The organism is Flavobacterium anhuiense (genome assembly GCF_004151235.1).
Classification (GTDB): domain Bacteria; phylum Bacteroidota; class Bacteroidia; order Flavobacteriales; family Flavobacteriaceae; genus Flavobacterium; species Flavobacterium anhuiense_A.
This window is the reverse complement of sequence record NZ_JUIV01000004.1, coordinates 90248-110602: the sequence shown is the minus strand read 5'-3', so window position 1 is coordinate 110602 and position 20355 is coordinate 90248. Positions and strand designations below refer to the sequence as shown.

The 20355-nt window shown below is 33.1% G+C and carries 16 protein-coding genes; 7 read left to right on the top strand and 9 right to left on the bottom strand.

Annotation, left to right across the window (positions count from 1 at the left end; all coding sequences use genetic code 11):
• Positions 1–102 precede the first annotated feature (102 nt).
• Both NU08_RS07665 and NU08_RS07660 read right to left on the bottom strand, forming a co-directional pair.
• Complete coding sequence (locus tag NU08_RS07665) at positions 103–399, bottom strand: hypothetical protein (protein WP_129746560.1); 297 nt, start codon at positions 397–399, stop codon at positions 103–105.
• Positions 400–422: 23 nt separating this feature from the next.
• The gene (locus tag NU08_RS07660) at positions 423–2789 is read right to left on the bottom strand and encodes an efflux RND transporter permease subunit (RefSeq protein WP_129746559.1); all 2367 of its coding nucleotides are present in this window, start codon (positions 2787–2789) and stop codon (positions 423–425) included.
• A 287-nt stretch (positions 2790–3076) separates the two neighbouring features.
• On the opposite strand from NU08_RS07660, the gene NU08_RS07655 reads away from it, so the two are divergent.
• The 3 genes from NU08_RS07655 to NU08_RS07645 all read left to right on the top strand — a co-directional run bounded on the left by NU08_RS07655 (position 3077) and on the right by NU08_RS07645 (position 6904).
• The gene (locus NU08_RS07655; protein ID WP_129746558.1) at positions 3077–3838 is read left to right on the top strand and encodes a sensor histidine kinase; all 762 of its coding nucleotides are present in this window, start codon (positions 3077–3079) and stop codon (positions 3836–3838) included.
• Positions 3801–4520 carry a LytR/AlgR family response regulator transcription factor gene (locus NU08_RS07650; RefSeq protein ID WP_129746557.1) on the top strand — a complete coding sequence of 240 codons (720 nt, stop codon included), beginning with the start codon at positions 3801–3803 and terminating at the stop codon, positions 4518–4520. Before NU08_RS07655 ends, NU08_RS07650 begins: the two co-directional genes overlap by 38 nt.
• A gap of 113 nt (positions 4521–4633) precedes the next feature.
• Positions 4634–6904, top strand: a complete 2271-nt coding sequence (locus NU08_RS07645) for a cation:proton antiporter (protein ID WP_129746556.1) — start codon at positions 4634–4636, stop codon at positions 6902–6904.
• Positions 6905–7146: 242 nt separating this feature from the next.
• Here NU08_RS07645 and NU08_RS07640 read toward each other — a convergent pair whose 3' ends face one another.
• The 3 genes from NU08_RS07640 to pyrH form a co-directional block, all read right to left on the bottom strand.
• Positions 7147–9642 (bottom strand): DUF5686 family protein, encoded by a 2496-nt coding sequence (locus NU08_RS07640; RefSeq protein ID WP_129746555.1) that lies wholly within the window; start codon positions 9640–9642, stop codon positions 7147–7149.
• A 120-nt stretch (positions 9643–9762) separates the two neighbouring features.
• On the bottom strand, positions 9763–10326 hold the full coding sequence (frr, locus tag NU08_RS07635; RefSeq protein ID WP_129746554.1) for a ribosome recycling factor: 564 nt from the start codon (positions 10324–10326) through the stop codon (positions 9763–9765).
• A gap of 136 nt (positions 10327–10462) precedes the next feature.
• Complete coding sequence (gene pyrH / locus NU08_RS07630) at positions 10463–11170, bottom strand: UMP kinase (protein ID WP_129746553.1); 708 nt, start codon at positions 11168–11170, stop codon at positions 10463–10465.
• Between the two features lie 157 nt (positions 11171–11327).
• On the opposite strand from pyrH, the gene NU08_RS07625 reads away from it, so the two are divergent.
• Together NU08_RS07625 and NU08_RS07620 are read left to right on the top strand one after the other, a co-directional pair.
• Positions 11328–11843: a hypothetical protein gene (locus NU08_RS07625; protein WP_129746552.1), complete on the top strand. Its 516-nt coding sequence runs from the start codon at positions 11328–11330 to the stop codon at positions 11841–11843.
• Positions 11844–11925: 82 nt separating this feature from the next.
• The gene (locus NU08_RS07620; protein WP_129746551.1) at positions 11926–12543 is read left to right on the top strand and encodes a thioredoxin family protein; all 618 of its coding nucleotides are present in this window, start codon (positions 11926–11928) and stop codon (positions 12541–12543) included.
• 338 nt (positions 12544–12881) lie between these two features.
• Here the strand turns inward: NU08_RS07620 and truB are convergent, their stop codons facing one another.
• The 4 genes from truB to NU08_RS07600 all read right to left on the bottom strand — a co-directional run bounded on the left by truB (position 12882) and on the right by NU08_RS07600 (position 15690).
• Positions 12882–13571: a tRNA pseudouridine(55) synthase TruB gene (gene truB, locus NU08_RS07615; protein WP_129746550.1), complete on the bottom strand. Its 690-nt coding sequence runs from the start codon at positions 13569–13571 to the stop codon at positions 12882–12884.
• The gene (locus NU08_RS07610) at positions 13571–14368 is read right to left on the bottom strand and encodes an undecaprenyl-diphosphate phosphatase (protein ID WP_129746549.1); all 798 of its coding nucleotides are present in this window, start codon (positions 14366–14368) and stop codon (positions 13571–13573) included. The genes truB and NU08_RS07610 overlap by 1 nt, the downstream gene beginning before the upstream one ends.
• A gap of 90 nt (positions 14369–14458) precedes the next feature.
• The gene (locus NU08_RS07605; protein WP_129746548.1) at positions 14459–14716 is read right to left on the bottom strand and encodes a DUF3098 domain-containing protein; all 258 of its coding nucleotides are present in this window, start codon (positions 14714–14716) and stop codon (positions 14459–14461) included.
• Between the two features lie 98 nt (positions 14717–14814).
• Complete coding sequence (locus tag NU08_RS07600; protein WP_129746547.1) at positions 14815–15690, bottom strand: cell division protein FtsX; 876 nt, start codon at positions 15688–15690, stop codon at positions 14815–14817.
• A gap of 459 nt (positions 15691–16149) precedes the next feature.
• On the opposite strand from NU08_RS07600, the gene leuS reads away from it, so the two are divergent.
• Both leuS and NU08_RS07590 read left to right on the top strand, forming a co-directional pair.
• Positions 16150–19014 (top strand): leucine--tRNA ligase, encoded by a 2865-nt coding sequence (gene leuS / locus NU08_RS07595; RefSeq protein ID WP_129746546.1) that lies wholly within the window; start codon positions 16150–16152, stop codon positions 19012–19014.
• A 491-nt stretch (positions 19015–19505) separates the two neighbouring features.
• Entirely contained in the window at positions 19506–20354 is an 849-nt protein-coding gene (locus NU08_RS07590) for an alpha/beta fold hydrolase (protein WP_129746545.1), read from the top strand.
• Position 20355 lies beyond the last annotated feature (1 nt).

The window sequence follows — 20355 nt, the reverse complement described above, 5'->3', positions numbered from 1 at the left end:
AATAGAAAGGATGCTGCTTCGATCGGGGCTAGGGCATTTGGTTTCATGAGAACCAATTTGTCTTGTTTTGTATTATTTCAGAGATTATGTATGATTCCATAATTAAAATATAAAATCATCTCCAAAGAGTAACACAACTAAAATTGCTATTAATAACGAAATACAAAAAGCTTTACGGGTTTGGTTTTTTATTAAAAGATTGGATTTTTGTAAAATGAATTTTATTACAACTCCTCCAATCATTGTAAAAACAATAATAGATAAACAAAGAAATATAATGTGGATAAACATTACAAATCGTGCTAATCCATATTGCCCTTCAGCTAAACAATTACTGCTATATAAAAAGAGCAATGCAATTGTCGCAATTCTTCTTTTTAGTATTTTAGTTCGTGCCAATTAGTGAAATTCGTGTCTGAAAATTATTTTTCCAAACTCTCCAATTCCTCTTTCCTTGTTTTCTTTTTCTCGAAAGTTAAAACCAGTGAAGGTAATACAACCAAGTTAGCAAACATTGCAAAAACCAAAGTACAAGAAATTAATCCTCCTAAAGCAATTGTACCGCTGAAGCTTGATAATGTAAAAGTCGCAAAACCTAAAATCAAAACTACAGAAGTATAGAATGTGCTTACTCCCGTTTCTCTTAAAGCGCTGAAAACAGATTTTTTTACTTTTCCTTTATTTTGAATCAAGTCATGTTTGTATTTCGCCATAAACTGAATTGCATTATCAACCGAGATTCCGAATGCGATACTGAATACCAGAATCGTTGATGGTTTTAACGGAATTCCGAAATAACCCATTAATCCAGAAGTGATACAAAGCGGTAAAATATTCGTAATCAAAGAAGCTGCTACCATTTTGAACGAACGGAATAAATACAGCATCAAAATCGCAATTGTCAAAATCGCAAACAATAATGACTCGATTAAGTTGTGCGCCAAATACGTTGTTCCTTTTTGGAAAACCAACGCTTTTCCTGTAATCGTAACTTCATAACGGTCTTTCGGGAAAATCTCGTCAATTTTTTTGCGCAGTTTTCCTTCCACTTTTGCCATTTCATCCGTTCCAATATCTTTCATGAAAGTTGTGATTCTGGCATATTGTCCAGTTGAATCCACATACGCTTTCATTAAGTTTTCTTTGCTGTTTTTGGTTGCATTTTTAGCATAACCCAAAATAAAAGTCTGTTCTTGAGAAGTTGGCAATTGGTAATATTCAGGGTTTCCGTTATAGAAAGCCTGTTTTGCATATTTAACCAAGTTTACAACAGAAACAGGTTTTGCCAATTCTGGAATTTCAGAAATAGTATTCTGCAATTCATCCATTTTACGAATTGTCGAAGGCTTCATAACACCTTTTTTCTTTTTGGTGTCAATCATGATTTCAAGAGGCATTACACCATTGAATTCTTTTTCGTAAAATAAAATATCTTTAAAGAAAGAAGCTGTTTTTGGCATTTCGCCAATCAAACTTCCTGAAACTTTCATTTGTCTAACTCCATTCAAACTCACAAGAAACAGAACAGCGTAAATGCAATAAACAATTGTTTTCTTGCCTTTAACTATAGCGGTAACCGTATTTAAAAGTGTCGAAATGTAAGTTTTGTCTAAATGGTATAAATGTTTTGCTTTTGGCAACGGCATAAAACTGTAGATAATTGGCACGATAAAAAGTGTCAATGTATAAACAGAAAGCACGTTGATTGAAGTTACTAAACCGAACTCAAAAAGAAGTTCGTTTCCTGTAATCATCAAAGTTGCAAAACCAATTGCTGCGGTTAAATTGGTCATCAAAGTTGAAGATCCAATTTTTGAAATCACACGCTGTAAAGCTTTTGCCTGATTGTTGTGCAGTTTAATTTCCTGCTGATATTTATTAATTAGGAAAATACAGTTAGTAATTCCGATTACGATAATTAGCGGCGGAATAATAGCTGTTAAAATCGTGATTTTATAACCAAATAATCCAAGTGTTCCAAACGACCAAGTTACGCCGACAATTAAAATACAAATCGAAATAAAAGTAGCTCTGAACGAACGGAAGAAGAAAAAGAAAATCAAAGAAACCGTCAATAAAGACGCTCCAATGAAAAGTCCGATTTCGCCTTTCATGTTATCCGCATTGATCGTACGGATGTATGGCATTCCCGAAACTTTAAGGTCAATTCCAGTTGTTTTTTCGAATTTATCGATTTTCGGAACTAAATCATTTAAGATAAAAGTCTTTCTTTCAGCCGTATTTACCAGCGCTTTGTTCATGTAGATTGCAGAACGAACGCTACCGCTTTCTTTATTAAAAAGCAAACCTTCGTAAAAAGGCAGATTATGAAACAAATCATATTGTACGCTTTTTAAATAATTCGCGTCAAGCGCTTTGCTTTCGTCAATAAATGGCGCTAGGACAAATTTTTGATTTACCGTATCTTTTTCAAGTTTCTTTAAATCATTCAAAGAAATTACCAAGTCAACTTCTTTGGCTTTTTTCAAACCATTCATTAATTCGGTCCAAGCAGCATAATTTTTTGGCGTAAAGAACTTAGGATCTTTGAAACCAATAACAATCAGGTTTCCTTCCTCACCAAATTTGTCTAAGAATTTTTGATAATCTTTATTTGCAATATGATCTTTCGGAAGCAAGTTGGCTTCGGTATAAGTCATAGAAAGATTCTTCCACTGATAACCAAAGAAAAGAGTTAAAGCAGAAAGTATAACCAGAATCGTAATTCGGTTTTTAAGTATGATTCGGGCCAGTTTTTCCCAAAATCCAACTTGGACAGTGTTTTTCATAAAATCTTTAAAAATGGATGCAAATGTAGTGAAAAGTGCTCGAAATCATAAATATTCGAATCTATTTTACTTAACGTTAACACAAATTTGATAGTGCTGTTTTTGTCATAATTTGTCTTGTTTTATCTTTAAACCGTAAGGTTTTCCCATATTTGCAAACAATTTCAATTTTAAGAAAACTTAGATTAGATAGTTTTCTAAACGAAAAAGCCTCACACAGATTCAACAGATTGAATCAGATTCAGTAATTTTATTCGTGAATTTGACTTAAATATAAAACGACGCAAATGCAAGAAAACAATACAACAACTTTTATCTTTTTGGCAATTCTGTTGCTTTTAATTGTTATCATTTGTTTCATGGTTTATCAATTAATGCAAACCAAAAAGGCGAAAGAAGATGCAGAAAAAAGTTTTTATGCCTTAGAGTCAAAAGTCAACGATTTGCAATTGGAGAATTTGGAATCAAAACTGAATCCGCATTTGTTTAAGAATATTCTAAATTCGATTCAGTCGCATGCGTATCAGACTTATTTTGCTTTGGATAAACTGGCCAATGTTTTGGATTATATTTTGTACGAAAGCAAAAAGAAGTTTGTAACGGCCAAAGAAGAAATTGATTTTGCGATGAATTTAATCGAAATCAATAAAATTAAAATTAGTCCGCTTTTTGAACTTAAAGTCAAAACCAATATTAATCAGGAAGATAAATTGTATGATCAGCCTTTGCTGGCGCCTTTAATTTCGATTGATTTAATTGAAAATGCTTTTAAACATGCCGATCTTCAAAGTGCAGATGCTTTTATTTCGGTAGTTTTTGAGTTTAAAAATAATGCTTTTTTTATGACGGTTTCCAATAAAATCTCCGATAAAAAAGTATTGAAAAAGGAACGAAGCGGTTTTGGACACGCAACACTTGAGCACCGTCTTCGTATTATTTATAAAAATAATTTTAAACTCGATAAGTTTATAGAAAACGATGTCTATATTGCTCATCTAAAAATTGATTTACTTGAATACAAAACTGAAATGCTTGCTTCTGGACGATGAAATTCCGGGATTAACGTATCTTAAAATGCTTTGCGAACAGATTCCAGAATTGGAAATCGTGAAAACATTTAATAATCCTGAAAAACTTTTGTCTGATATTCCTGATTTAGATTTTGATCTGCTGATTTCGGATATTGAAATGCCTGGAATTGACGGGTTGCATCTGGCAGAAAAACTGCAGGACAAATTGGTGATTTTTTGTACGGCCTATAAAGAGTATGCGGCTGAAGCGTTTAATATAGATGCTGTAGATTATATTACAAAACCTGTAAAATTAGAACGTTTGCAAAAAGCCATCACAAAGGCTTTTGAGCGTTTTGAGAAATCAAATTCTGATAAAAAGTTTATACAGCTCAACACTGATAAAGGAAAAACGTTATTGTATTTTAATACAATTCAATACATAAAAACGGCTGCGAGTGATAGTCGCGATAAAACGGTTCTGCTTACTGATGGCAGTTTTTTGAATTTAAAAAATGTAAAATTCGACACGCTATTAAACGAATTGCCCGATGCTGATTTCTGCCGAATCAATAAAAAAGAAATTGTAGCGGTGAAGGCAATAAAGTTTTTTAATCATAATGAAATTGTGCTTCATCATTTGGAAGAAACTAATAAAAATACAGCTTTAATTTTAAGTGAAACGTATCGTTCTGATTTTTTGAAAAAGGTAAAATTATAACTTATTACAAAGTTTTTCCGACTTGTTACATACATTGAAAATTAGCAGGAAATTTGCTTTTTCACTTAAAACTCAGTTCTGATATTTGCTGCAATAAATCTAAAGAACGAGTTATGAATAACATTAAGAACTCTCTATTCTACATAACAATTATTGGTGGTTTTACAGCGCTGATATATTGGGTAATTTCAAAAGGCGCCGCATTAGAAGTGGGGCGAAATATTGTAAAGAAAAGTGTTGAAAGCAACCATTGGAAAGACTTTCTTCATTCTATGGTCGATAACCTGCAGCATCCTTTGGCCATTTTATTGGCGCAGATTGTTACCATTATTTTAGTTGCACGTTTATTTGGATGGTTTTTTAGAAAAATAGGACAACCGTCTGTAATTGGCGAAATGATTGCGGGAATTGTGTTGGGGCCATCTTTGGTCGGAATGTATTTTCCGGAGTTTTCAGCGGCTTTATTTCCAAAAGAATCTTTAGGCAATCTACAGTTTTTAAGCCAAATTGGTTTAATCCTTTTTATGTTTGTTATCGGAATGGAATTGGATTTAAAAGTGCTGAAAAATAAGGCGCATGATGCAGTTGTCATTAGTCACGCTAGTATTGTAATTCCGTTTGCTTTAGGATTATCATTGGCATATTTTATTTACGAAATCTATGCTCCAATGGGAGTTGAATTTTCTTCTTTCGGATTGTTTATGGGTATTGCCATGAGTATCACAGCTTTTCCTGTTTTAGCTAGAATAGTTCAAGAACGTGGCATGCAGAAAACTAAACTCGGGACTATTGCCATTACTTGTGCCGCTGCAGACGATATTACGGCTTGGTGTATCTTGGCAGTTGTTATTGCCATTGTAAAAGCAGGTTCACTTTCAAGCTCATTGTATGTAATTGGAATGGCGATTTTGTATGTCATTATAATGCTTAAAATTGTTCGTCCATTCTTAAAAAGAGTAGGAGATTTGAATGCAACACGCGAAAGTTTGAACAAACCTGTTGTTGCGATTTTCTTTATTACGCTTTTAATTTCTGCTTATGCGTCAGAATTAATCGGAATTCACGCTTTGTTTGGGGCTTTTTTAGCGGGAGCAATTATGCCAGAAAACAACAAATTCAGAAACATATTTATTGAAAAAGTTGAAGACGTTTCGATTATTGTGCTATTGCCATTGTTTTTCGTATTTACAGGTTTACGTACCCAAATCGGATTATTGAATGATCCTGAATTATGGAAAATTACCGGTCTGATTATTTTAGTTGCCGTAGTTGGAAAATTCTTCGGAAGCGCGTTGGCAGCAAAATTCATGGGGCAAAACTGGAAAGACAGTTTGTCGATTGGTGCTTTGATGAATACTAGAGGTTTGATGGAATTGGTGGTCTTGAATATTGGTTATGATCTAGGGGTATTGTCAACAGAGATTTTTACTATGATGGTCATTATGGCTTTGGTGACCACTTTTATGACAGGTCCGGCATTAGATTTTATCGGATTTATTTTTAAAGATAAAACTACGGCAGTTCCAGAAGAAATTGGAACTAAAAGCAAGTATAAAATTCTGCTTTCGTTTGCAACTCCAGAAAAGGGAAAAAAATTGCTTCAAATTGCCAATAGTTTAGTTAAAAAGCAAGGTGATAATTCTATTGTAACCGCAATGCATTTGTCTTTAAGTACAGAAGTGCATTCTTTTGACATTAAAGAACATGAACGCAAAATGTTGGTTCCTGTAATTGAAGAGTCACAGCGTCTGAATCAGAATGTGGTGAGTTTGTTTAAAGTTTCTAATGATATTGATTCGGATATTATTGATACCGCAAATCAAGGAGAGTATGATTTACTTTTGATTGGTTTAGGGCAATCTATTTTTGACGGAACGCTGCTTGGAAAAATTCTTGGGTTTACAACCAGAATTGTAAATCCAGACCGTTTGATTGATAAGTTTACAGGAAAAGAAGGATTGTTTGAGAATTCTCCATTTGATGAAAGAACACGACATATTATTGCTAAAGCAAAAATGCCAGTTGGAATTTTCATCGAAAAAAATCTAGAAGAGGTTAATCAAGTTTTGATACCTGTTTTTAATAAAGAAGATGCTTTTTTAATTGATTATGCTAAAAAACTAATCAATAACAACGGTTCTCAGATTACCGTTTTAGATGCTGGTGGAGAAGTGAGAAATACAAGAGAAATTCAAGAAACCATTCGTTCTATTGAGCAGATTGCCCCAAATCATATCATGGTTATGAATGACAGAACCTTGAAGAAAGAGTTTTTAGAAAGCCAAGATTTGATGATTATCAGTCTAGAAAGCTGGAAAAAACTAATAGAATCTCAAAGTATTTGGCTAAATAATTCTCCATCAGTTTTGATTCTTAAACCATAAACTTTTTGAAATTCCAAAAAATTAAAATCCCAAATTCCAATTTTACTTATTGGGGTTTGGGATTTTTTTTTTAGCCACGAATTCACGAATTTTAATGAATTTCTTTACGCTGTACTTGTCGATAAATCGCACAAATTTACGCAGATTGCTAGCGGAAATTCGTGAAATTCATCGGTAAAATTTTTGTAAAGTTTTAGTGGGTAAATTTGTGAATTCGTGGCGAAAAAAAATGAATTTTAAAATTAAAGTCCCAGGTCAAGAACATAAGAAATCTTAACTGCAATATTATCCTCAAATCTCATTAACTGATTTGGACCATATCTATAGAATCCGCCCAAACCAAAACCTTTAAAGATTCGGTTCAATTCTAATCCCGATTCAAAATAACCTTTGTCAAGCGTTTTGTATGCTGGACCAACATGCTGTTCTGGTTTTTCCATGTTTCCCCAAGCCATTCTAGTAACTAAAACCAGTGACGGGCGAACTTGTTTCATAATTTTGATTCGGTCAAAACCATGTTTAATTTGAAACATTAAATATTGGCTCGAGAAGAACTCGTTAAAAAACATGGTTTCAAAAGCATTTCTTCCCGCAAAAGTGATACGCTGCACAACAGTTTCTTTTGTTAAGTTGTTTGGTGCTGTATTGTACAAATGCGTAATAGGCACATCTCCCATTGCCAAACCTCCCTGTAAAAGTAAACTTGTTTTCTGACGGTTTAGGTACTGTTTTTCGTATTCGGCCTTAAAATCTATTTTGCTAAAAGTAAAATCATTGTCAAAAACATTTGGCAAAGATTGTGTGTATTGGAAAGTAAACCTCGGAAATTTTTTATCGCTTTCAGTTCTTCCAGTTGGAGTTTGCATATAATTGCTAAATGGCGCCCAAACAATAGAAAGCATTGCCGTGGTCATGGTATAATTAGAATACAGTTTTCCGTTTAGGTTATAGAGATAATCAAATTTTGGTTCAATATAATTTCTCGAAAGTTCTAAAACAGCCTCGGTTTTCGGAATAAATTTGGTTTGAATATTGGTACGCCATCCTATATACTCGTAAAAGGTACTAATATTTATTGGGCGCGGATCATAAATTTTAAAAACACGTTTGTCAACAGAAAAAACAGTACTTGCAATTTCTCGTACATCGTCAGTATAATAACCGTTGAACCAAGTGTTGGTGTGTTTGTCTAATAAAACGCCACCGCCGACACTATATTTAAAAACACCATCTTTTGTTCCGTAAGCGCCGTAGCCTTCAACACGGAAAAATTTAGATAAACGATCATTTGTAATGCCGCCTACACCAAGACGAAAACCTTCATAATTATTATAACTGATGATTTTTTTCAGATCCAAATCGACAGGGCCAATCGGATAAAAACCATTAATGATTTTTCGGCCAATTCCTAAACGTTTTTCAATTCTATTTCGAACAGAAAGGCTGTCGAGCAATAAATAGGTTTTTTGGCTTTTTAAATCGAGATTTTCTTTGCGGTATGCTTCCCAGAAACTTTCAGGTTTTTTGGCCGCATCGTCTTTAATTTCGATATAAAGCGACGGGTTTTTTATTGGAGTGTCTGTATTTACTCGAATATCAAAACTATTGCTTTCAGAAAGCAGATAGGTGAAATCTGAGGCTACTTTTTTTCTTCGTTCTAAATTCTCTTCAACATCTCCGTCAAATTGAATCGTACCGCCAAGAATACGAATATCGTCATCATTTTTTCCTTTTACGATTTTAAAAGTAGTGTTGCTCTGAAACCAGATTTTTTCTTTCGGAATATATTCAAATTCATGAATGCCGCTAATGTCCAAAACGCCTTTAATTCGCATTACTGCTTTCGCGATAGCGTAATTTTCTTTATCAATATACAAAACCCCTTCCAGTCCAGAAGCTCTGTGTTTTGATTTGTTTTTAAAATAAATCATGTATGTGTCACGGCCTCTTATGCTAACGGTGTCTAATAATTTATAATTATAACTTGAAGGAGCATTTTTAGAAATCGGATTTTCGTACTTGGTTTCAAATAATTCGTATTTAGGATCGTAAATCGAAATAGATTGGAGGTTGAAGGCCAGAACTTCATAAATCGGCTGTTTAAAGCCAGCGATTTTTGTGCCTAGAACCGTTTCTTTTAGTTTGTTATTTCCAAACTGATATTGAGAAACTTTTTCAGTTTGAAATAAATGCTGTTTGCTTACAATTTCTTTAAACTTATAATCAGAAGAATCAATGTTTATGATTCTTTTGTTTAAATCTTTATAAGCGGCTGTTGTGTCAATACGGCCGTCAATTGAATCCGGATTGGCGGTTACGATAAGTTTGTTATAGGTTTTATATTCAAAATTATTGAGCTTTTTCTGCGGATCGTTTGTCGATTTATTAGCAATAACTTTTTTAATAATCGTTAAGGCGGGGTTTTCATTAGAAACAACTACTTCTTTTAAATCATCGGTCTGCTGTAAAAGTGAAATCGAATAAAAGGTTTTGCTGTTGATTAAAGCAATAGTTTTCGACTGAAAACCTATATAAGAAACTGTAAGTGATGTCGCAGAAGAACTGATTTTAAAAATAAATTTTCCGTCAACATCTGTAATTGTGTTATTGTTTTCTGAGGTGGTAATGGTGGCAAACGGAAGAGGTTTGTTGTTTGAATCGGTTACGATTCCGTTTATTTGAATTTGCGCCTGAAGAGTAAGCGTAAAAAACAAAGTCAAAAAACAAAATAGCTTCATACAGAATGATATAGTTTCAAAAACGAAAAGAAATTAATTTTCGTATGCAAAAATAGCAATAAAAAAATCCGTCTAGTGCAATAAACCAGACGGATTTTTTATTTTATAATCAAAACTTACTTATACTTTCATGATTTCAGCTTCTTTTGCAGCCAATAACTCATCAATTTTTTTAATGTAAGCATTTGTTAAGTTCTGAACTTCTTCTTCTGCAGATTTACAGATATCTTCTGAAGTTCCTTCTTTTTCCAATTTTTTGATATCAGTATTAGCATCTTTACGAGAATTGCGGATACCAATTTTAGCATCTTCAGCTTCAGCTTTTGCTTGTTTTGCTAAATCACGACGACGCTCTTCTGTCAAAGGCGGTACACTGATGATGATAACGTCTCCGTTATTCATTGGGTTAAAACCAATGTTAGCGACTAAGATTGCTTTTTCAATAACAGAAAGCATATTTTTTTCAAATGGCTGTAATGTAATTGTTCTAGCATCTGGAACGCTAATTTTAGATACTTGAGAAAGCGGTGTTGCAGATCCGTAATAATCTACAAAAACACCTCCAAGCATAGCTGGAGAAGCTTTTCCTGCACGAATATTAAGAAATTCTTTCTCTAAGTGTGCAATAGTACCATTCATTGATTCCTCAGTACTTTCTAAAATAAAATCTATTTCTTCAGTCATTTTGTTTAGATTTTTAGATTCTTAGAAGATTAGATTTAATTTCTTCTAATTTACGAACTAATGTTATTTTGTTTTTTTGATTGCCTTAAGGTTGAGAAGAATTTAGAAAATCTAAAATTCTATTAATCTAAGCAGTCTATATGTTTACTACAGTTCCTATGTTTTCTCCGTCGCAGATTTTCAATAAGTTTCCAATTTTGTTCATATCAAAAACTACGATAGGCAATTTGTTTTCTTGGCTTAAGGTAAATGCAGTAGTATCCATTACATTTAATCCTTTTTTGATTACATCGTCAAACGAAATAAAATCAAATTTTACTGCAGAAGCATTTTTTTCTGGGTCAGAATCGTAAACACCGTCAACACGAGTACCTTTAAGGATAACATCAGCATTGATTTCTATACCTCTTAAAACGGCAGCAGTATCAGTTGTGAAATATGGATTTCCGGTTCCAGCACCAAAAATTACGATTCTTCCTTTTTCAAGGTGGCGGTCAGCTCTTCTTTTGATATATGGTTCTGCAATAGATTCCATTTTCAAAGCCGTCTGCAGACGTGTTTTCATTCCTTTATCTTCAAGAGCGCCTTGTAATGCCATTCCGTTAATTACAGTTGCAAGCATTCCCATGTAATCGCCTTGAACTCTGTCCATTCCTGAGCTTGCTCCTGCAACGCCTCTAAATATATTTCCTCCTCCAATAACAATTGCAATTTCTACTCCTTTGTCGTGAATTTGCTTAATTTCATCTGCATATTCGGCTAATCTTTTTGGGTCTATACCATATTGTAAATCACCCATTAGCGCTTCGCCGCTAAGTTTTAGAAGAATTCTTTTATATTTCATGTGTGTGTCGCGTTAATTTGTGCAAATATAGACATATTCTGATTTTTAAAAATAATGTTTGCAAAATTATTTTAAGAAGCTTGAATTAATTAAAATTTTTAATTTTGTAGGAAAATACAATATTTATAAAAATTTAGATCACTAAAAAAAATATCAAATGAAATTCTTAAATGAATATAGTAAAATTGAAGACGAAGGATTTATTAATAATTTTAAAGATGAAGATTTAAGTAATTTAATAAATGAATTGTGTGAATATTGGTTTAAGCATGAGAAATCTGGGAATTCAATGTATTCAAATCCAATTTGGTATTCTTTTGAACATAAGATTTGGAGATTAGGAGAAGATTTGAGGCTTCTTTTAAAGAAGAAAAAGAGCTTTAAAAAATCAATATTAATTCAAAATACAATTATTGATATTCTGAAAAATGATAAATATGGCAAAGGAAGACAAACTTTTGCATTATTGATTGGCGAATTGAAATGTAATTTAACTAAAGATGATATTAAAATGCTTTTAAATGATAGAGATGTTTATGGCCATTTAATTATTTCTTTAAGAAAATTGAAGATTAAAGGTTTTGAAGAAAAAATGAAAATCATTATAAATTCTGAAAAAGGTTGGATAAAGGCAGAAGCTAAAAAGTATTTAGATAAGTCAGCTTCTTGGTAAAATTATCAATAATGTGATAAATGTCATTTCCTCCGTCTTCCTAAAATTCGTATTTTTATTGTATCCTAAAAATGAAATAAATATGAAAAGCATCGTAGCCAAATCATTATTCAATAGTCATCCTTATGTTGAATATAGAAAAATAGTAACCGATTTATTGTCTGAAGGAAAATCAACTGGAAGCGAACAATCAGAAAGTCTTACCAATTATTCTAAATTGAATGAAGCCAGAATGAATAGGCTGGAAAAAACGATAACCATTTCAGATTCTGTCGCAGAGAAACTTCAAAACTTAGATAATCATTATATCTGGCTGGTACTTTCTGAAGGTTGGTGCGGAGACGCGGCGCAGATACTTCCAATTTTAAATAAAATGGCTTTGGCTTCTCATAAAAAGATCGATTTGAAAATTGCATTTCGCGATGAAAATGACGATTTGATGAGCCATTATTTGACCAACGGAGGAAGAGCAATTCCAAAAATAATTGTGATTTGTAAAGAAGCAGGAATTGTACGCGCTGATTGGGGACCAAGACCAAAAGGAGCAACCGAATTAATGGAAAAACATAAAAGAGAAGTTGGCGCTATCGACGAAAAAATAAAAACCGATTTGCAGTTATGGTATCTGGCAGATAAAGGAATTTCGGTTCAGGAAGAATTGGTCGAAATTATGGAAAATATCAAGTATAATCGCCTTTAATCGGATTAATGTGTTGATAAACAGATGATTTGTTAATAAAATTGTCTTAAAGTCTTTTTGACTTCGATAGAATTTTGTAACTTAGTAAAACTAATCCCACATCTATTATAGCTTTCAGATTTACTCTTTTTATTGGTGTTGATTTAATGTTTAACAATTAAAAAGTACACTATTATGAAAAAGTTATTCGAAAGATTTTATGATTTCTTTTCTACATTTTTATTTGGAGGGAAGAATGTGCCTCACTATTAATTTGAGATGAGTATGGAACAACATTACTTGTTTTAGGAGCTTGGCACATTACTTTCAAAAATATGTAATGTGCTTTTTTGTTTTAGTTATTTAAAGCTTTCTTCAAATAAAGTAATATCAATCGCATTTTTTACGTCGTAATCGCCAATTTTAGTTCGGCGTAAAACGGTTAAGTGCGAACCTGAATTCATGGCTTTTCCAAAATCGTAAGCAAGAGAACGAATATATGTTCCTTTAGAGCAAACTACTCTAAAATCTACTTCTGGCAATGCAATTCTTGTAATTTCAAATTCGTGAATAGTAGTTTTTCTGCTTTCAATTTCTATAGATTCTCCTGCACGCGCATGTTCGTACAAACGGACTCCGTCTTTTTTAATAGCAGAAAAAATGGGCGGTTTCTGATCTATTTCGCCTAAAAACTGTTTTACAGTTTCATGAATCAAAGCTTCATCAATATGTTCTGTTGGAAAAGTCTGATCGATTTCAGTTTCCAGATCATAAGATGGAGTAGTGGCTCCAATGTAAAATGTTCCTGTATATTCTTTTGCCTGACCTTGAAGTTCGGCTATTCTTTTAGTAAATTTTCCAGTGCAGATTAATAAAAGCCCAGTCGCTAAAGGATCTAAAGTTCCAGCATGGCCAATTTTGAACTTTTTAGGAAGTCCAACTTTATTAATTAAAAGGTATTTTAATTTATTGACAGCTTGAAATGAACTCCATTTTAAAGGTTTGTCAATCAATAAAACTTGTCCTTCTAAATATTCTTCAGGTGTCATTATATAATCGTAAGCGGATGAATGAAAAAGTGAATCAACAATAAAATGATTCCAGCAATGATTCGGTAATAACCAAAAACTTTAAATCCGTTTTTAGTCAAAAATCCGATGAAAGTTTTAATTGCTAATAATGCTACCGCAAAAGCAACAATATTACCAATTACCAACATGTTTACTTGGTCGTGAGACAATTCAAAACCTGCTTTGTAATAATCATAGCATTTTTTTGCAGTTGCTCCTAACATAGTTGGAACCGCTAAGAAAAATGAAAATTCTGCTGCAGAAGTTCTAGTCAGTTTTTGAGCCATACCTCCAACAATACTTGCACCGCTTCGAGAAACTCCAGGAATCATGGCAAGACATTGAAATAAACCAATTTTTAAAGCTTTGGCATACGTGATTTCAGTTGAAACTTCTGGATCGTTTGGTTTGTTAAACCATTCGTCTACTTTTAATAAAATTAGACCTCCAATTAGAAGTGAAATAGCAACTGTAACAGGATTTTCTAGTAAATCGTCAATAAAATCGCTTAATAATAATCCTAAAACAACTGCAGGAATAAAAGCGACTAAAAGTTTAAAGTAGAAATCAAAAGTTTGAAAGAAACGTTTGAAGTATAAAATTACAACCGAAAGTATTGCGCCAAGCTGAATTACAATGGTAAAAAGTTTAGTGAAATCGTCATGAGCGATTCCGAAAAAAGAAGAAGCAATAATCATATGTCCTGTAGAAGAAACAGGCAAAAATTCTGTAATTCCTTCAATAATGGCAAGAACAATAGCTTGTAATGTGTTCATTTAGAATTTTAGATTTTAGATTTTAGATTTTAGATTTGTCACCCTGAGCGAAGTCGAAAGGCATTCTGATTAAAAATCTATAAACCTATATTATTTAGATTTTTTGAAGATAGAATATATCGTGATTCCAAAACCGATTAAAACAGTCGTTGGTGCTAAACGAATACGTCTAAAGCTGAAAATGTCTTCATTAAAAACATTTGGATCTTTACTTCCTCCACCAGACATTAAAATAAATCCTAGAGCAATTACAGCAATACCAATCAATAAAATTTTATAATTGATGCCGTCAAAAAGGAATTCCTGTTTTTGAACTTGTTGTTCTTCTTTATTATTGTTGTTTTTCATTTTTATCTGTTTGTCAGCCTGAGCAAAGTCGAAGGCATTTTTTTTAAAATCTAAAATCTGCAATCTAAAATCTGCAATCTAAAATCTACAATCTACAATTAGTAAAGATCGTCAGTTCTTAAATTCAAGAAACGTTGCGTTGCAAAATGCGTGCTTACCCAAGTAATTAGAACTCCTAATCCGAAAACAGCAACTAAAACCAAACCAGTTAAAATTTTGTCCTCTAGAATTCCTAAACCAGGGAAATTAGTATCTACATATAGTAAAAGTGCAATTAAAGCAATAATAGCTAAACTAGCACCAAGCATTCCAAGTTTTACGCTTCGCATTACAAAAGGTTTACGGATAAACGCTTTTGTAGCTCCAACCATTTGCATGGTTTTGATAATAAAACGATTTGAATGTATAGATAAACGCAATGAACTATTGATTAATAAAACTGCAATTACTGTCAAGAAACCGCTAATAATCAGAATCCACATACTTACTTTTCTGATGTTGTCATTTACTAGATTTACCAATTGTTTGTCATAAACAATATCTGAAATCATAGCATTTTTGCGGAAACGGTTTTCGATTTTTACGATACTGTCTCTTTCTACATAATCTGCTTTTAAGTGAATGTCGTATGAATTCAATAACGGATTTTCTCCCAAAAACGTTAAGAAATCTTCTCCGATAATATCAGTGTGTTCTTTTGCCGCTTTTTCTTTCGTTACATAAACAAAAGATTTAGCAAAAGGCGCTCTTTTAAGTTCTGTATTAAATGCTTTGATAATGCTGTCATTTGCTTCATTTTTGAAGAAAACTGTCATAGCGATTTTTTCTTTAAAATCGTCAGCCAATTGTTTAGAATTAATGATGAATAATCCTAGCACTCCCAAAAGGAATAAAACCAAGAATACACTTAATACTACCGAAAAATAAGAGGAAATTAACCTGCGCTTTTGAAATTTATCAAAGTTAGAACTCATAGATACTTAAATTATGTGGTAAAAATAATAAAGAATTTCTTTATTTAAAGTTAATAACAAACTTTTATACTTAAAAGTACGATTTAAATATAGAAAAGAAGTTTTATTTGATGCAAAGTGTTACATGAATAATTAAAGCAAAGAACGCAAAGTTTTGCTTAAGGTCCGCAAAGTAAAAAGTTTGCCACAGATTAAAAAGATTAAAAAGATTAAAAAGATTAAAAATTGATTTTTAAGTCTGCTTAAATTCTTTAATATGTGGCAAAAAAAGAATCTAAGTACATATTTTTAATCGTAATAATTCGTGTTTTTACTTAACCCTAAACAAGTAATTCATTATTTTATTTGTTTGCCAATGAAATAGCTTTGCTACAAACAACAATAAATGTAAATTTGCGGCTAAATTAATTTAGTGAAAAGCTTAGAGCCTTAGTAACTTAGAATCTTAGTCACTTAGAAATGAAGTACAATCCAAACGAAATTGAAGCCAAATGGCAAAAATATTGGGCAGAAAATCAAACTTTTGCAGCAAAAAATAACTCCGAAAAACCGAAACATTATGTTCTCGACATGTTTCCTTATCCGTCTGGAGCAGGATTACACGTAGGGCATCCACTGGGTTATATTGCTTCAGATGTGTATTCTCGTTTCAAAAGACATCAAGGTTTCAATGTTTTGCATCCAATGGGTTACGATAGTTTCGGATTACCTGCAGAACAGTATGCGATTCAGACAGGACAACGTCCAGAAGATACAACACGTGTAAATATTGACGGTGGAGTAGATAAGGAAGGAAAACAAATTGCGGGTTACAGAAAACAATTAGATAAAATCGGATTCTCATTTGACTGGGCTCGTGAAGTGCGTACGTCAAATCCAGATTATTACAAACATACACAATGGATTTTTATCCAGCTGTTCAATTCTTGGTACAATAAAAATACAGACAAAGCAGAAGATATTTCAACTTTAATTTCATTTTTTGAAAAAGAAGGAAATGCAAATGTAAATGCCGTTTCTGATGATAATATTGCAGTTTTTTCGTCAAGCGAATGGAATGCATTTTCTAAAGATGAGCAAGAAAAAATCCTTTTGCAATATAGATTGACGTATTTGGCAGAAACCGAAGTAAACTGGTGTCCAGGCTTAGGAACTGTTTTGGCAAATGACGAAATTGTAAATGGAGTTTCAGAACGTGGAGGCTTTCCTGTTATAAGAAAAAAAATGACACAATGGAGTATGCGAATTTCTGCTTATGCCGAACGCTTGCTTGAAGGTCTAAACGATATCGATTGGAGTGAGTCTATCAAAGAATCTCAAAGAAACTGGATTGGGAAATCGGTTGGTGCCTTGGTAACTTTTAATGTGAAAGATCATGACGAAGTAATTGAAGTTTTCACCACTCGTCCTGATACAATTTTTGGAGTAACTTTTATGACTTTGGCTCCAGAACATGATTTGGTTGCTAAAATTACAACTCCAGAACAAAAAGCAGAAGTTGAAGCGTACATCGAAAAAACAGCAAAACGTTCAGAACGTGAGCGTATGGCTGATGTAAAAACCATTTCTGGTGCATTTACAGGAGCTTATGCTGAACATCCTTTTACAAAAGAGCCAATTCCGGTTTGGATTGGTGATTATGTTTTGGCTGGTTACGGAACTGGTGCTGTAATGGCGGTTCCTTGCGGAGACGAAAGAGATTACGCTTTTGCGAATTTCTTTAAAGGTCAAAACGGAATGCAGGAAATCAAAAATATTTTCGCAAATGTTGATATTTCTGAAGCGGCTTACGGATCAAAAGACAACGTTGAAATCGCAAATTCTGACTTCTTAAACGGATTAAATTATAAAGAAGGTACTAAAAAAGCAATTGCTAAATTAGAAGAAATCGGTCAAGGAAAAGGTAAAACAAATTACCGTCTGCGTGATGCTGTTTTCTCTCGTCAGCGTTATTGGGGAGAACCATTCCCAGTTTATTATGTGAATGGATTGCCAAAAATGATCGAGACGCAGCATTTGCCAATTATTCTTCCAGAAGTAGAAAAGTATTTGCCAACTGAAGACGGTTTGCCTCCATTAGGAAATGCAGCAGTTTGGGCTTGGGATACAAAACAAAATAAAGTTGTTGCAACTGATTTAGTTGATAATGTTTCAATTTTTCCTTTAGAATTGAACACAATGCCAGGTTGGGCGGGAAGTTCATGGTATTGGATGCGTTATATGGACGCACACAATGAAAATGAATTTGCGTCTAAAGAAGCTTTAGCTTACTGGGAAAATGTAGATTTATACATTGGAGGAAGCGAACATGCAACAGGACACTTGTTGTATTCTCGTTTCTGGAATAAATTCTTAAAAGACAAGGGTTTTGCTCCAACCGAAGAACCATTCAAAAAACTGATCAATCAGGGAATGATTTTAGGTACAACGGCTTATGTTTACAGATTAGAAGGAACAAATACTTTTGTGTCTAAAAATAAAATTGAAGGTCAAAATGTACAGCCAATTCGTGTTGATGTTCATTTTGTTAATTCTTCTGACGAATTAAATATCGAAAAGTTCAAAGCTTGGAGAGAAGATTTCAATACTGCGGAATTTATTTTTGACGAAAACGGAAAATACATTGTAGGTCGTGAAGTAGAAAAAATGTCTAAATCATACTACAACGTAGTAACTCCAGATGATATCTGTGCAGAATATGGTGCTGATACATTACGTTTATACGAAATGTTCTTAGGTCCGTTAGAGCAGGCAAAACCTTGGAATACTGCTGGTATTTCGGGAGTTTTTGGTTTCTTGAAAAAATTATGGAGATTGTATTTTGATGATAATGGTTTAATCGTAAACAACGACGAACCAATAAAAGACAACTTGAAATCGTTACACAAAACAATCAAAAAAGTAGCAGAAGATATCGAGAATTTCTCTTTCAATACTTCGGTTTCTCAATTTATGATTTGTGTGAATGAATTGTCTTCTCAAAACTGTCATTCAAGAGCGATTTTAGAGCCATTAGCGATTTTAGTTTCGCCTTATGCGCCTCATATTGCTGAAGAATTATGGTCACAGTTAGGACATACGACTTCAATTTCTGAAGTTGCGTTCCCAATTTTTGAGGAAAAACATTTAGTTGAAACTAATAAAGAATATCCAGTTTCGTTCAACGGAAAAATGCGTTTCACAATCGAATTGCCTTTGGATTTAACCAAAGAACAAATCGAAGAAATCGTTATGAAAGACGAAAGAACTCAAAAACACTTGGACGGAAGAACGCCGAATAAAGTGATTATCGTTCCTGGAAAAATCATCAATTTGGTAGGATAACCAAATTAATTTTCAATATAAAAATTCCAAATTCCAATTTTACGATTGGGGTTTGGGATTTTTTTTGTGCTTTGTTTTTTGCCACAAATTACACGAATTTCCACAAATTTTATTTCGAAAAGCTTATAGTTTGTCAGTCTGAGCGAAGTCGAAGACCACACAAGTAACTCTACAAAGATTGACGATTTTGATTGCGGAGCTTCTAGCGTGGTCTTCGACTTCGCTCAGATTGACAATGCATACCGTTCCTCCTTTAGAAGACAAACTAAGAGAAAAACTTTGCGACCTAGCGCCTTTGTGGCAAAAAAAATCGCGCACTTTGCGGTTAAAAACCCGCACCAACATTGGAGTTTGGTCCCGATAGCTGTCGGGATTTATTAAAAATTTAAAAACTTTTGTAACATTTTAATAGTTGCCGTATCAAAAGCATGGATCCGATTTAATTAACAATTTATTGCTATTAGAATTTTAACAACTTAAAACTATTAAAAATGAAAAAGTATATCATCTTAATTATCGCATTCTTATTCTCAGCATTATGTCTAAATGTTTTTGCGCAAACAAAACAATATCCTTTTGAAGTAATTAAAACTGGTAAAGGAAAACAATCTATAATCTTCATTCCGGGATTTGCTTCTTCTGGCGAAGTTTGGAAAGACACTAAAATCGCATTCGAAAAAGACTTCACTTGTTATACACTTACAATGTCGGGTTTCGCTGGAATACAACCACAGCCGAATCCATCATTTGAAAACTGGAAAAACGAAATCGCTGCTTATATAAAAGACAATAAAATCGAAAAGCCAATCTTAATTGGTCATAGTATGGGCGGAGGATTGGCACTTGCCATTGCAGCCGATTATCCAGAATTGATAGGAAAAATTGTTGTTGTCGATGTGATTCCGTGTCTGGCGGCTTTGAGCGATCCTTCTTTTAAATTAAAAGAAAATAATGATTGTTCGCCAATGGTAGCTCAAATGACGGGTATGAACGAAACTCAATTTTACGATATGCAGAAACAAATGATGCCGAGACTTCTGCAAGATCAATCTAAAATGGAGATGGTTATTGGCTGGAGCGTAAAATCGGACCGAAATACTTTTGGGCAAATGTATTGTGACTTTTACAATACCGATTTAAGAGCGAAAATCGCACAGGTAAAATGTCCGTCTTTAGTTTTATTAGAATCTTATTTTATAAATTTAAAACCCGCAATTGAAACACAATATGCAAATTTGAAAACAGCTAATTTTAAGTACGCTAACAAAGGGCTTCATTTTATTATGTACGACGATACCGCTTGGTACATGGAGCAGTTAAACAATTTTATAAAAGCATAAG

Excerpts from the sequence above, each read along its gene's own strand:
- NU08_RS07660 (WP_129746559.1), bottom strand. The coding sequence starts at position 2,789 with ATGAAAAACACTGTCCAAGTTGGATTTTGGGAAAAACTGGCCCGAATC.
- NU08_RS07655 (WP_129746558.1), top strand. The coding sequence starts at position 3,077 with ATGCAAGAAAACAATACAACAACTTTTATCTTTTTGGCAATTCTGTTG.
- NU08_RS07645 (WP_129746556.1), top strand. The coding sequence starts at position 4,634 with ATGAATAACATTAAGAACTCTCTATTCTACATAACAATTATTGGTGGT.
- NU08_RS07640 (WP_129746555.1), bottom strand. The coding sequence starts at position 9,642 with ATGAAGCTATTTTGTTTTTTGACTTTGTTTTTTACGCTTACTCTTCAG.
- frr (WP_129746554.1), bottom strand. The coding sequence starts at position 10,326 with ATGACTGAAGAAATAGATTTTATTTTAGAAAGTACTGAGGAATCAATG.
- pyrH (WP_129746553.1), bottom strand. The coding sequence starts at position 11,170 with ATGAAATATAAAAGAATTCTTCTAAAACTTAGCGGCGAAGCGCTAATG.
- NU08_RS07625 (WP_129746552.1), top strand. The coding sequence starts at position 11,328 with ATGAAATTCTTAAATGAATATAGTAAAATTGAAGACGAAGGATTTATT.
- NU08_RS07620 (WP_129746551.1), top strand. The coding sequence starts at position 11,926 with ATGAAAAGCATCGTAGCCAAATCATTATTCAATAGTCATCCTTATGTT.
- truB (WP_129746550.1), bottom strand. The coding sequence starts at position 13,571 with ATGACACCTGAAGAATATTTAGAAGGACAAGTTTTATTGATTGACAAA.
- NU08_RS07610 (WP_129746549.1), bottom strand. The coding sequence starts at position 14,368 with ATGAACACATTACAAGCTATTGTTCTTGCCATTATTGAAGGAATTACA.
- NU08_RS07605 (WP_129746548.1), bottom strand. The coding sequence starts at position 14,716 with ATGAAAAACAACAATAATAAAGAAGAACAACAAGTTCAAAAACAGGAA.
- NU08_RS07600 (WP_129746547.1), bottom strand. The coding sequence starts at position 15,690 with ATGAGTTCTAACTTTGATAAATTTCAAAAGCGCAGGTTAATTTCCTCT.
- leuS (WP_129746546.1), top strand. The coding sequence starts at position 16,150 with ATGAAGTACAATCCAAACGAAATTGAAGCCAAATGGCAAAAATATTGG.
- NU08_RS07590 (WP_129746545.1), top strand. The coding sequence starts at position 19,506 with ATGAAAAAGTATATCATCTTAATTATCGCATTCTTATTCTCAGCATTA.